Source organism: Dokdonia sp. (genome assembly GCF_039945015.1).
Classification (GTDB): domain Bacteria; phylum Bacteroidota; class Bacteroidia; order Flavobacteriales; family Flavobacteriaceae; genus Dokdonia.
This window is the reverse complement of record NZ_JBDUXP010000002.1, coordinates 302,616-315,694: the sequence shown is the minus strand read 5'-3', so window position 1 is coordinate 315,694 and position 13,079 is coordinate 302,616. Positions and strand designations below refer to the sequence as shown.

Genomic DNA, 13,079 nt, shown 5'->3' with positions numbered 1-13,079 from the left:
AGAGATGAACATTTTAATCGTTGAGGACGAATCAAGAATTGCCAAAAGAATCAAACGAATGACTCGTGATATTTTTGGCAATACTTTGCAATCGTTAACCCATATTAACACACTTCAAGAAGCCTTGCGATTTATTGAAAATAACTCTTTGGATCTTATGTTATTAGATTTAAATCTTAATGGTGACAGTGGGTTTGATTTACTTACCACCGCAGTTTCCGAATCGTTTCATACCATCATTATTTCTGCTTATAAAGATCAAGCAATAACTGCTTTTGAATATGGAGTTCTAGATTTCGTACCCAAACCTTTTAATAGAGATCGGTTAGAGAAAGCATTACATAAGACCATTTCAAAAGAAAATATAAATTCGAATGATATTAAGTTCTTAGCTGTAAAAAAAAGACACAGAATACAGTTAATACCTATTGAAGATGTGCTTTATGTAAAGGGAGCTGGAGTTTATACAGAACTTTTTCTAACAGATGGGAAAAAAGAACTACACGATAAATCACTTGAAAAGTTAGAACAGCTGTTGGCGTCTTCTTTTGAGCGCATCCATAAATCATATTTACTAAAAATGTCTGAGGTACATGAAATTATTGTAGAATCTGGAAGCAAATACATAGCCGAACTTAAAAATGGCGTACGTATCCCTATCGGAAGAACCAAATACAAAGACATAAAAGCAAAGTGGTTTTAAAACAGCTCTAGTCTATGTGTTCTGCATATTGTTCCTTCATGCTTAATTTAACAAAAGTTGCTCAAACAATTGTTTTATAGGACTTGACCTTCCTAAATACAAAAAGGTTAATCCCCAAGTATCATGTAACCCGTGTATAAGAATAAGAATCCATAAATTATTTCTATTCTTATAGAAAATAAAGGCACTTAACATCGAAATTATTGAGATTGTGATCATTCCAGAAATACCTTGATAATAATGAGATATTCCAAAATAAATAGAAGCGATTATACCAGCAAAAAACCAAGCTTTTTTTGTGTTTCCTAAAAATTTAGCTAACCATTTAAAATAGTATCCCCTGAATAAAAATTCTTCTCCAAAGACAACGATTGTCCATATTATAACAAGAAAAATTATATAATTAAGCGTATTTCCTTCAACATCTATGGAGGATAGGTCTGGTTCTCCAAAATAATTTTGCACAATAATTCCAACACAATTATCAAATAATATTAAAACCAATGTCAACAATACACTTTTAAATATCGTTTTTTTAGTTAATTTTTTTGTAAACCCGAATAAAGACCAATTGTAATTACTTGACCAAAGTATTAATGCTACAATACTTAGCCCAAAGAAAAAACTAAAATTTCTATCAAAATAATTTAATAGTGGTGCAAAAAGCATTACTAATACAACAACATATGATCTCGTTAATGTATGGTATATTTTCGTTTTCATTTATCCCTGATTTATAGTTTAAAATTCTTTTTCTCACCTACTCTACATACTTCATAACAATTCTATCTATTGCCAGTTAAGAGGAAGCATCTTTAAAATGAGATTTATACTAAGACACATTTTTATATATTTCTATATTTTAATTTTGTCAAATGTATACTCCCAAATTGTCTTCAAAAAATTATTGGGATATAAGTGTCAAATTGAGTGATAAACGCTTACTAAAGATTAAAAAGTGTTCTCTTTTTTTGTGATACTAATTATAACAGCAACGATTTTCGTATAAAGATTTGAATAGAAGTTAGGTGATTGAAATTTTATAAATTGGAATTATTTCAATCTTAGGTTTTCAATGACCTGAGCATTCCTCTAAAAAAATGTTGGCTTTGCTTTCGCGAAAGCGTATACAATCACATTTTAAACAATTTTTTGAATAGAAAAAGGAAGGAGCAGAACTCCAACTCAATTTGGCATCTTATGCATTTAGATCATATCTAACAGCTCTTTCTTATAAGACTTACCAACAGGTAATTTAATATCATTTTGGAGTATAATTTGATTTCCGTCAATCAATTTTAATTGATTAAAATTGATTACAAATGACTTATGAATCCTGATAAAAGAGTCTGGGAGTTTACTAAGAAAATCTGATAATGTTTGCGGAGTTAATATCATTTTATCTGTGAAAATTTTGATATAATTTCCATATGCTTCAATATGACTTATTTCATCAAAATTAATTTTAATGATTTTTTTATCACTCTTTACAAATACTGATGTTGTAGCTTCTTCTCTATCTGTAGAAATAATTTTGGTTTCTTCTTTTACGTTTTTCTGTACTTTATTTACTGCTTGCAAAAAACGTTCTAAAGAAAAAGGTTTTAATAGGTAATCTGTTACCGAAAGCTCAAAACCTTCAATGGCATATTCTGGGTATGCAGTCGTAATGATTACTTCTGGTTTTTGCTGCATCGTTTTTAAGAGGCTTAACCCAGAAAGCTTAGGCATATTGATATCTAAAAACAAGATGTCGACAGTTTTTACTTGCAAAACTTCGAGTACCTCAAAAGCATTTTTACAAGATGCACAGATTTCTAAATGTGGCAATGCCTCGATATAGGTTTCTAAAATTTGACGTGCTATAGGCTCATCATCTGCTATAATACATTGTAGTGTTTTCATCTTATAAATCGAGTTTTAGAACAACACTAAAGGTTCCTTTGTTTTCTTTTATGGTTAATGTATGTTTTTCTGGATACATTAATGCTAGTCTTTTCTTAGCGTTCTGTAAACCTATCCCACTTTTGTCTTTCTCTAAATTCTCATCATTAATATCATGCGCGTCTACTGTATTATCACAAGTAAACGTTAGTGTATTATTTTCTTCCTTTATAGAAACAGTGACCTTACTTTTCTTGGTTTCTATAACTCCCAAATATTTAAAAGCATTTTCAACAAAAACAATAAACAACATAGGCGCTATCTTTTTTGAAGATAGATTTCCAGATTTCTCAAAGCGAATGTTAGTACTATCTTCTAATCTTATTTTCTCCAGCGAGATGTAATTTTCAAGATACGTGATTTCTTTTTCTAATGGCACGTAGGTTTCTTTGGTCTCATATAAGCTATAGCGTAATAAATCAGATAATTTGAGCATTAAATCGGGTAATTTATCAGACTTCACGACAGATAAACCATATAAGTTATTAAGGGTATTGAATAAGAAATGTGGATTTAATTGTTCTTTAAGTAATTTTAATTCTGCTTCTTGTTCGTGTTGTCTTCTTGTAAAGCTATCTCTCGCAATCTTAATGGCAGATGCAAATACAAGTGCTAATACCAAAATTCCGAAAAAATTGACAAACATCATCACCTCAAATTCCTGATCCAAGACTGTTCTAATTATAGAGACCGAAATGGTAGTAAACACTAATAGATTCAATAAGAACAGGCTTAGAAAAACAAGGAGTTTTTTTCTTAAAAATGGTAGAATTAATAAATTATTTATATACACAGCAGGAGCTAATAGCAATATGATAAAACAAGAAGTAGCTATTCTGCTTTCTGCTTGTATGGTTGTGAGCAATATTAAAAATAGGAGAAACCAGACAAATGCATTTTGTACAATTTTATTATCTATCCAGTGATCTAATTTTGACATAATCGTTTTTTAAAGCTTCTCAAAAATAGCCTATCATATGTTATTTCTTGTTTTTTAGTGACGAAAGCTTTCATTTTCTGTTTGAACGAACCTCAAATACTGATAAAGCATATTTATAACATATATCATTTTATAATAGACGTTGGTCACTCTTTTTTTTAAGTGGTGGAGAATTGAGTGAGTTTTGGGGTATTAATCTTAAAACTTATCATTATGAAAAATGTATTTCAAATTACAACAGTACTGTTTTTATTAGTTCAAACTATTGGTTACAGTCAAACAGAAAGCACAACGTCTACTCCTACTAAACAAGATACTGTTTTACAAAAGGAAAGTTCAAAAACCGAAACTGACACTAAGAAATTTATTGGCACTTATTTATTAGAAGAAGCAAACTTTACATTAGAAATCCTTGCCGAAAATGACAAAATGTATATCGTTACTTCTTTTTCTAAAGACCTACTAGTTATAAAAAATGAGACTACGTTACGTGAACCTACTAGAGGTGTTGATTTAGAGCTTATTAAAGATGATAAAAATGCTTTAAAGTACACTCAAAATGGATATGTGACAACCATAAAAAGAGTAAAATCCAACTAGTTGACTCATCATCTCTAAATTAAAACTATGAGGCTCGAAATTCAAAATGTATCTAAACGATACAGTAAAAATAAATATGGGTTAAAAGACTTCTCTATCACGATAGAAAAAGGAATCTTAGGATTACTAGGTCCAAATGGTGCTGGGAAGTCTACTTTATTAAAAATGATTGCTACGGTGAATAAACCTACAACTGGTATTATTTCCCTGAATAAAAATAGCATTATTAAAGACCCAAATTATATGCGTAAACAATTGGGTTTTTTACCACAAGACTTTGGAGTATACCCCAATTTAAACGCTTATGAGTTTTTAGAATACATCGCAGCAATGAAAGGAATTGGAGGAAAGAATTTAAAACCTAGAATTGCACAATTATTAGAAGGGTTAAACCTTATAGATGCTGCAAAAAAACCAATAGGTAGTTATTCTGGTGGGATGAAACAACGTGTAGGCATCGCACAAGTATTATTAAACGATCCAAAGATTGTACTCTTTGATGAGCCCACAGTGGGATTAGATCCTGAAGAGCGGGTTCGGTTTAGGAATTTAATTTCAGATTTATCAAATGACTGTATTGTTATTCTGTCTTCGCATATCGTATCAGATATTGATACGATTGCAGATACCGTAGCTATTATGAAAAATGGACAGCTTGTTTCCTATGGAAATCAAGATGATATTGTACAAAACGTACATGGGAAAGTCTTTGAGACTACTATTGAAAAAGAAGACTTAGCTGCCTTCAAAACCAAACATATTGTAGTAAGTACATCCAGAAAAAACAATAAACTAGTCATTAGATTTATAACAGATACATCAAACGCAATAGCCGCCCCTAAAGAAGCCAATCTAGAAGATGCTTACTTGTATGTGACAAAAACAAATTAATCTAAATTTTAGAACTCACTTAAAGTTATTGACCATGAATTTATTAATCACTATTATAAAATCTGATTATTTACAGCGTACCAGAAGTTATGCGTTTTTAATCACGCTTTGTGCGAGTCTTGCCATTGCATATACCTTTGTGCCAGCCACAGACGCGGGTTATTCTACCATTAGAATTAGTGATTATGTTGGGGTGTATAATTCTGTATGGTTTGGCTATGTTACTGCAATTATGACAAGTATTTTCTTATCATTAATTGGGTTCTATTTAGTGAATAGTGGTATTAAAACAGATTATGATACTAAAGTTGGGCAGATTATTGCCACCACTAATATTAAAAATTTCACTTATTTAATTGCGAAAGCCCTCAGTAATTTCTTAGTGCTTTTAACGATATTTTTGATGGTAGGGATCATGAGTGTGACGCTCTTTTTTGTGTACAATGCTGGTTATCCGTTTGAACCGTTACAGTTTATAAAACCGTATGCGCTTATTACTATCCCTGCATTGTTTGTGATTTCTATTGTAGCGGTACTCTTTGAAGTCTTTCTTCTAAAATATTCCACCCTTCAAAACATAGGGTATTTCTTTCTTTTTTCTATACTCATGGTATACAATCCTAAAACGGAAAGCGATTATTCACTAGATGTTTTTGGGAGTAAGATTATCATGCATCAGCTAGAGGAACGCGTACGAGAAATTACAAATAGTGAAGAGGAAATGGCTATGAACATTGGTTTTTCTATCGGAAACCATCATGAAACAAAGACCTTTGAATTTACAGGAATAGAGTTCCCTACTTCTTTTATTGTAAGTCGTTTACTATGGATGGCTTTAGGAATAGTATTGCTCTTTCTTAGTGCACCTTTGTTTCATCGTTTTAACCTAAAAGAGAAGCCCTTTAAAAAGAATAAGGCTGTTATTAATCTGCAGTCAAATTCAGTAAAGACTATACGTATATCAAGGTTACCAAGTCCTCTTGTCAATTTTAGTGTTTTCCCATTGATTAAAGCTGAGTGTTTGTTATTATTTAGAAATAGTAAAAAATGGCTTTGGATTGTTACGATCATTGGTGTAGTTTTATTAGCAGTACTGCCTATAAAAGTGACCCATCAAATAGTACTTCCAGTTTTATGGTTTTTACAAGTAAGTAGATTGTCTAGTTTGACCACAAAAGAATCCATGTACAACGTTCATTATTTTGGATTTACTTCATATAAACCGTTGAGTAGACTTTTGACTTCTCAAATATTTGCAGGGTATCTCTTAATGCTTGTCTTAGCCTTGCCATTGCTTATTCGTCTTATCATAATATCAGACTATGTATCTGTAGGCGCTGTAATCTTAGGAGCTTTGTTTATTGTATTGCTTGCTGCAACATTAGGCATTCTCACAAGAGCAAAAAAACTATTTGAGGTACTCTTTTTTATGATTACGTATGCAAATATCAATGGGCTCAGTATTGTAGATTACTATGGAGGATTTGAGCATCATTCATTCTATTTGATTCAGCTTATTGCTTTTATCATCCTTTTAGGAAGTATCAGTATTCTTATGAGAAAGTCGCAATTAGAGAAATAACTGCTGTTCTAAGCATAGTACTACCTTGCTCCTATCTATGATCATGCTGAGTACGCTTTCGCGAAAGCGTATAGATTAAACTTTTAAATCATTAATATTTTATGATAGGTTTGATTAATTCTTGCAAGACATTGTCTAATTCTGTTTCAAATGCTTTCTTATTAAATTTATCATTGTTACGAGGGACTTCAAGTATCCTTTCATTAGCGATATCAAATGGTAATTTACCTGCAAGTTCATCTGCTTCTCTAATAGGAATCCAGTTTTTAGGACCATTGGCGGCAAGTCTAGATAAGCCATGTAACATGCCAGCTTCAAAAATTACGTTTGGGTTGTCTGGATAATGAAAGTGATTGCCGTCTTTGATACAATCAGATAAGTAACAAATACCAAAGGTGCAATTCTCTATATCGTCCATAATCTCTCTAATGATGCTTCCAGGTTTACGGCTTTTATACCAATACTTGATCGTCACTTTATCTTTATAGTTATCAAGTACTTTTTGAATACTTTTTACCACATTTTGATCTGCTTTTCCTGATGTTGCAACAAATATTTTTGGTTTTTTAAAGTTTACCGAAAAACTACTCAACTTACTAAGTGAACTTAGTACTTTATTAGTATTTACACGCTGTGTATTATTTGCACGATTAAGCACATATAAATTACTAAATGCTTGTGTTAATAATTCTAATTCTTCCTGAAGTGACATGGTAATCTCTATGTTATTCCCGAATTCAAAATTGAAAATCCCAAGCATATTATCACTTCGGTCTTTCACAGGTATCATTATTGATGAATACGTTGGTGAATTTGATAAATCCTCATATTGAGGAAGCTTAATAATCTCATTTTGATCTTTCCATAGATTGTTATAACCTGTTGCTTCAGAAAGCTTAGCATTGTTTGTAGCAACTATGCATAGTTTCATATCACGATCAAAACTATAAGATATTTGTCCTTTATATTTTCCTGTATCATCTTTAATCCTTTTAGACCAAGGTTTTCCTCCAATATGCCAAAAAGTATTCAAACCCTGAGAATCTTCTACAATTGATGGAACAAGGAATTCAAAAAACTGGATGTCAAGTTTTTTAAAGTACTCTGTCATTTCAGTTTTTACTCTAGTAAAAGTAATATCGTTAACAATATCTATAGATAATGAGATGTTTTTTAAATGCTCTGCAAATGATTGAAGTTCCATTCTTTCTATATTAAAATTGAATTATTGTTTGATTTATAGAATGTTATATGTATTATACTAAGTTCTTATATTATAAATCATTATACCTCATTACTTATTATGATTTAGGAATCATTAATTCTGAGGATAAAATTGAGGACTCATTAATAGTAAAATTGACTATTCTCCTTTTAGATTTTTGTATTAGATGATTTTACTCTAGGTACATAATTCTGCTTATCTCCTATTCTAAATGTTATAAATAGAAAATCATATCATCAAGGATCTCACTACACTTTTAAATACGCTTTCGCGAAAGCAAATAAAATGATAGTACTCTTATATTTCAATGCTTTACCTTATTCATACTTGAAAAGAGTATCGTAAAATGTTTTAATTTTTATCTAATAGACAGTTCATCCTTTAAAAAATACAATTCAGTAATATAGATGCTATAGATAGTCGTGTTTTGACGACATTTAAATAATTAATGAACAACTATCTATGATTCAAGTACAACATCTTTCCAAATCATTTCAAGACATACAAGCGGTAAACGATATTAGTTTTGCCATTAATAAAGGAGAAATCTTCGGGCTTTTGGGGCCTAATGGTGCTGGAAAGTCTACCACACTGAATATGATGAGTACCATTTTAAAAAGTGACGGAGGAAGTATTCGTATAGATGGCAAAGATGTTAATGAAAATGCAAAAGAATGCAAGCATTTGATTGGTTTTGTACCTCAGGAAATCTCTTTATATGAAGAGCTATCGGCATATAAGAATTTGTTGTTTTGGGGTAGTTTATATGGAATTCCATCCAAAAAACTGAAAGAGAGAATTCATACGACACTAGAACTTATTGGATTGTTAGATAGAAAAAATGATTTGATCAAAACCTATTCAGGAGGAATGAAACGCAGAATCAATATTGCTGCGGCATTGTTACATAATCCAAAAGTATTGTTTATGGATGAACCTACTGTAGGGATCGACCCACAGAGTAGAAATCACATTTTTGAAGTCATAGAAACCTTAAATAAACAAGGAATGACTATTGTCTATACCACACATTATATGGAGGAAGTAGAGCGTTTGTGTGATCGTATTGCCATTATAGACTCAGGTAAAATTATTGCACAAGGAACACAATCTCAATTAAAAGAATTGGTACAGACAAAAGAAAGCATTCAGATTGAATTTGATATCCTTTCAGAAAGTCATGTACATGAACTTAGAAAATTACTTTCCTATACCATGACACATAACAAGAATAAATTACTGATAGAAAGTACAGTAAAAGAGCTTTCTAAGGTGATTACAACGTGTCATGGATTACAATTAAGTATCAAGGACATACAATTGAATAAAGTAAACCTAGAAGCGATCTTTTTAAACCTCACAGGAAAGCAATTAAGAGATTAATAAACATCACAATCATCCATTCTAAAATCAACAATCATGATAGGAACTGTTTTAAGAAAAGATTTAATATTATATTTTTCAGATAAAAAGGGAGTTCTTGTTACCTTTTTACTGCCTATTATTATGATTACGTTATTTGCGTTTGCATTTGGTGGGGTTGGAAAAAAGGAAAGCGCTCCAAAACCTTTAGGAGTGTTGGTTGTAGATAAAGATGCTACAGTAGTTTCTCAAGAGTTGATTACAAAATTGAATGCTATGCAAACCATTCGTTTGATTACTTCTAAAGAGGAGAAAGCTTTAGATCTTGTAAGGAAAGGGAAAAATGTAGCCGTTTTAATTTTTGAAAAAGGGTTTTCTAATGCCGTCACTGCTAATACCGAACTTCCTATAGAATTAAAATACGATGCTGCAAGAGATATACAGATGCGAATTGTACATACTGTTTTAAAAGAAGGGTTCAAATATCATTTAGGAAAAGCAGATGTGGTTAATACGATAAAGTTAAAAACAACGTCATTAATCAAAGAGAGTTCTACTAAGGCACATCCAGGTTTGGTGCAAGCTGTAGGAGGAACAGCAATTATGATGTTGTTATTTAGTATTGCTGCTATAGGCGGTGGATTGCTAGATGAAAAAGAAGCAGGAACTTTAAAACGTTTACTAATTGCTCCTGTAAAACCAATGGACATTTTATTAGCAAAAATGGGGACAGCCATGGTGGTTTCTATTTTACAATTAACAGCTATGTTTGTCTTTGCTTGGCTGGCTTTTGGGTTGCCTATTTTTATGGATGTAACTACATTGATATTATTGATATTATGTATCTCGTTTGCAGTTTCAAGTTTTGGAGTTTTCCTAGTGTCTACAGTAAAAACACGTCAACAATTACAAGGTATGAGCACTATTATTATCATTTTGATGTCAGCAATTGGAGGGAGTATGATTCCTATAAGTATGATGCCAGCATTCATGCAAGAAATTGCCGTAATTAGTGTGAATTATTGGGGAATTGAAGGTTTCTTTGATATTTTCTGGAGACAATTACCTTTGATGGATATTCTCCCTAAAATGGGAATTTTACTGGCCATCGGTTTAGGAATGACCTTGTTATCTACCGTATTATTTAGGAAGAATATTATTTCGATTGGGTAATTTTATTCTTAGTAATCTTTATAAACTACCATAAGCAGCATACGATAATTATATTTGGATGATTTATAAATATTTTAAGGAATAGAAAATCTAGAAAAATGTATAGTAATACTAAATATAAAACTGATATTTTTAGCATTAAAAATTCCTTTAAAATAGTAAGCTCTTTTTAAGAACGCAAACCATGAAATTAAAATATAAAATCATTGTTTTAATTCTACTGATGTTAGTTTGTATACAATTTTATAGACCTAATAAGAATGTGCAGAAGGGAGCTACAATAAGTGACATATTAATATCTAAAAACGCTCCAGCTGAAATATCAAAATTATATACAAATGCTTGTTACGATTGTCATTCTAATTATACAAATTATGAATGGTTTGATAACATTGCTCCTGTCTCATGGTTTATAGATGCTAATATAGAAAAAGGCGTTTCAGTTTTAAACTTCTCTAATTGGAAAAATATATCGATCATAGAGAAAGAGATTCTGTTTTCTGCCATTTCTTTTAATATAGATTCAGATAAAATGCCCAAAAAGAATTATACTATGTTTCATCCTAAGTCAGAATTATCGGAGGAGGATAAGGCAAAAATGATTGAATGGATAATTCAAGTAAAAAAGCGATTTTTAGAAGAGCATGGCCAATTATAAGAACTGTTATTCTATCTAGAAGTTGGTAAATTACCAAAACAAAATACGCTTGAATCGCTTATTTTATATAGTATTAATAGAATATCCCAGTTTAAAAACTACTTGTTAAGCGTACACTTATTGGAAATTTATAGTTTTTAATGGCAATTGTGCTTGTTAAACAAAAAGTAAGCTCAATAAAACTTTTGCTTCGCTTTTAATTATTTACAATTGTTTTTTTATAGAAAAGCATATAGATGAATCCTAAGAATGCAAAAAAGGCACAAACGTAAAATATTATTGGAATTTTATTTAGCACATCTTGATAGTACCACCCAGAAAACAATGCTCCAAATCCTATTCCGGCTTCTAAAGCAATATACATGGTTGCAATAGATTTTCCTTTTGTTGACGGATTGCTTAAATCAATTGTCCATGCATTTACTGTTGGGGATATGATACCCATTGCCAAACCATAAAACGTTGCTGCAACCAACATGCCGTAGATACTATCTAGTTTACCAAGTAATAATAATGCTAGAATTAAAAATACTAATCCAGTAATAATCATAATTTTACGGCCATAAATATCAGAAATCTTACCAGCAATAATCCTTACAAAAATAGATGCAAATGTAAATACAATAAAAAATGTTCCTTTATTAATAATTCCTAAATGATCACTCCAATCAGGAATCAATGTCAATACAACCCCAAATCCTAAATAGGAAATAAAAGTGATACATGCGGCTGGTAAAGCTTCTTTAGCAATGATATCTGATTTTGATATTTTAAGCGTTTGTAGTTTAAACTTCTGTCTATGGACCAATGTTTCTTTTACTCTTACAACTAGAATGATAGATAATAAAGCCATAAAAGATGAACTGTAGAACAATGCATTATAATCTGTATATAGTTTAATATAACTTCCTAAAGCCGGCCCTAAAGCGAAGCCCGTACTAAAACACAACCCTTGTATTCCCATTGCTTCTCCCAAACGATTTTCAGGAATGATATCTGAAACATAAGTAGCGATTGCGGTTGGACTAAATCCAGTAGAAAACCCATGTAACAATCGCAAAAATAAAAACCCAGTAACACTAGTTAGTATTGGATAAAACAAACCAGTAATTACGCAAACAATAGCTCCAAATATCAATACAGGCTTTCGACCAATAGTATCGGTTAACTTCCCGCTGAATGGCCTTGATAAACCAGCTGTTAGGGTAAATAATGCGATAATGAGTCCTTTGTACTCAGAGCCACCTAAATTGCTTAAATAATTTGGCAATTCAGGAATTAACATATTAAAACTTGCAGAAAAAAATATGGAACTCAAACAAATAAAAACAAATTGCGAAGTATATATTTTTTGCTTTTGAATTTTCATAGAATTACAATGATTTATAAAGCCTTTCTATTTCGCTTAATGAATAGTCCCAAATAGCTTTAGAACCAGACGCAACGGGTATTGTTTTATCTAGCACCTTTTCTTTTGGTACATTATACTCCCTCCAAGTTCCTCCGTTGTTTGAAGCATTTTGTAGAATAGGTTCAAAACGATCCATGGCTTTTGCAAACTTTGCCTCATTCGTTTTTCCTTCCTCAAATTCTAACCATATTGCAATCAATTCTAATGCTTGAGTTTCTGGCAACATACCAAATATTCTTTTTGCTGCTTTTAATTCTTCTGCAGTATTATCATGATTCTTAGTGGTATCAAAAATAAAAATATCACCAGAGTCAATCTCTACAATATCATGGATCAATACCATTTTTAAAACTTTTAAAAGATCAATTTTCATATTACTATGTTCTGCAAAAATCAATACCATCATTGCTAAATGCCAACTATGCTCTGCATCATTTTCATGTCGTTCACTATTAAATAATCTTGTTTTACGTTGAATGTATTTTAATTTATCTATTTCTTTGATAAACTCTATTTGCTGTAATAGTATATTCATTTTATTAGCAATTCTAATTAATTGTATAATCTTGCACTGCAAAGGACTTGCTATT

At 31.1% G+C, this 13,079-nt stretch carries 13 protein-coding genes; 7 read left to right on the top strand and 6 right to left on the bottom strand.

Going from position 1 to position 13,079, the window contains the following annotated elements; translation table 11 throughout:
* Window positions 1-4 precede the first annotated feature (4 nt).
* Complete coding sequence (locus ABJD27_RS01550) at window positions 5-703, top strand: LytTR family DNA-binding domain-containing protein (protein ID WP_348173124.1); 699 nt, start codon at window positions 5-7, stop codon at window positions 701-703.
* A gap of 42 nt (window positions 704-745) precedes the next feature.
* Here the strand turns inward: ABJD27_RS01550 and ABJD27_RS01545 are convergent, their stop codons facing one another.
* From ABJD27_RS01545 to ABJD27_RS01535, 3 genes are all read right to left on the bottom strand, one after another.
* Window positions 746-1,426: a type II CAAX endopeptidase family protein gene (locus tag ABJD27_RS01545; protein WP_348173127.1), complete on the bottom strand. Its 681-nt coding sequence runs from the start codon at window positions 1,424-1,426 to the stop codon at window positions 746-748.
* Between the two features lie 483 nt (window positions 1,427-1,909).
* Window positions 1,910-2,608 (bottom strand): LytTR family DNA-binding domain-containing protein, encoded by a 699-nt coding sequence (locus tag ABJD27_RS01540; RefSeq protein ID WP_348173130.1) that lies wholly within the window; start codon window positions 2,606-2,608, stop codon window positions 1,910-1,912.
* A 1-nt stretch (window position 2,609) separates the two neighbouring features.
* Complete coding sequence (locus tag ABJD27_RS01535) at window positions 2,610-3,587, bottom strand: sensor histidine kinase (RefSeq protein WP_348173133.1); 978 nt, start codon at window positions 3,585-3,587, stop codon at window positions 2,610-2,612.
* Between the two features lie 213 nt (window positions 3,588-3,800).
* On the opposite strand from ABJD27_RS01535, the gene ABJD27_RS01530 reads away from it, so the two are divergent.
* The 3 genes from ABJD27_RS01530 to ABJD27_RS01520 are packed head-to-tail and all read left to right on the top strand — an operon-like array spanning window position 3,801 to window position 6,660.
* Window positions 3,801-4,187: a hypothetical protein gene (locus ABJD27_RS01530; RefSeq protein ID WP_348173136.1), complete on the top strand. Its 387-nt coding sequence runs from the start codon at window positions 3,801-3,803 to the stop codon at window positions 4,185-4,187.
* Window positions 4,188-4,214: 27 nt separating this feature from the next.
* Window positions 4,215-5,078 carry an ABC transporter ATP-binding protein gene (locus ABJD27_RS01525; protein ID WP_348173137.1) on the top strand — a complete coding sequence of 288 codons (864 nt, stop codon included), beginning with the start codon at window positions 4,215-4,217 and terminating at the stop codon, window positions 5,076-5,078.
* A 34-nt stretch (window positions 5,079-5,112) separates the two neighbouring features.
* Window positions 5,113-6,660 carry a hypothetical protein gene (locus ABJD27_RS01520; protein ID WP_348173139.1) on the top strand — a complete coding sequence of 516 codons (1,548 nt, stop codon included), beginning with the start codon at window positions 5,113-5,115 and terminating at the stop codon, window positions 6,658-6,660.
* A gap of 91 nt (window positions 6,661-6,751) precedes the next feature.
* On the opposite strand, the gene ABJD27_RS01515 is transcribed toward ABJD27_RS01520, so the two are convergent.
* Window positions 6,752-7,864 (bottom strand): TIR domain-containing protein, encoded by a 1,113-nt coding sequence (locus tag ABJD27_RS01515; protein WP_348173141.1) that lies wholly within the window; start codon window positions 7,862-7,864, stop codon window positions 6,752-6,754.
* A 483-nt stretch (window positions 7,865-8,347) separates the two neighbouring features.
* Here ABJD27_RS01515 and ABJD27_RS01510 point away from each other — a divergent pair, with 483 nt between their 5' ends.
* The 3 genes from ABJD27_RS01510 to ABJD27_RS01500 all read left to right on the top strand — a co-directional run bounded on the left by ABJD27_RS01510 (window position 8,348) and on the right by ABJD27_RS01500 (window position 11,078).
* On the top strand, window positions 8,348-9,268 hold the full coding sequence (locus ABJD27_RS01510) for an ABC transporter ATP-binding protein (protein WP_348173143.1): 921 nt from the start codon (window positions 8,348-8,350) through the stop codon (window positions 9,266-9,268).
* A gap of 36 nt (window positions 9,269-9,304) precedes the next feature.
* The gene (locus ABJD27_RS01505) at window positions 9,305-10,420 is read left to right on the top strand and encodes an ABC transporter permease (protein WP_348173145.1); all 1,116 of its coding nucleotides are present in this window, start codon (window positions 9,305-9,307) and stop codon (window positions 10,418-10,420) included.
* Window positions 10,421-10,604: 184 nt separating this feature from the next.
* A complete protein-coding gene (locus tag ABJD27_RS01500) occupies window positions 10,605-11,078 on the top strand; it encodes a heme-binding domain-containing protein (protein WP_348173147.1) in 474 nt (157 codons plus the stop codon).
* Window positions 11,079-11,274: 196 nt separating this feature from the next.
* Here ABJD27_RS01500 and ABJD27_RS01495 read toward each other — a convergent pair whose 3' ends face one another.
* Together ABJD27_RS01495 and ABJD27_RS01490 are read right to left on the bottom strand one after the other, a co-directional pair.
* The gene (locus ABJD27_RS01495) at window positions 11,275-12,447 is read right to left on the bottom strand and encodes an MFS transporter (RefSeq protein WP_348173149.1); all 1,173 of its coding nucleotides are present in this window, start codon (window positions 12,445-12,447) and stop codon (window positions 11,275-11,277) included.
* A 4-nt stretch (window positions 12,448-12,451) separates the two neighbouring features.
* On the bottom strand, window positions 12,452-13,024 hold the full coding sequence (locus ABJD27_RS01490; protein ID WP_348173150.1) for an HD domain-containing protein: 573 nt from the start codon (window positions 13,022-13,024) through the stop codon (window positions 12,452-12,454).
* Window positions 13,025-13,079: the final 55 nt, after the last annotated feature.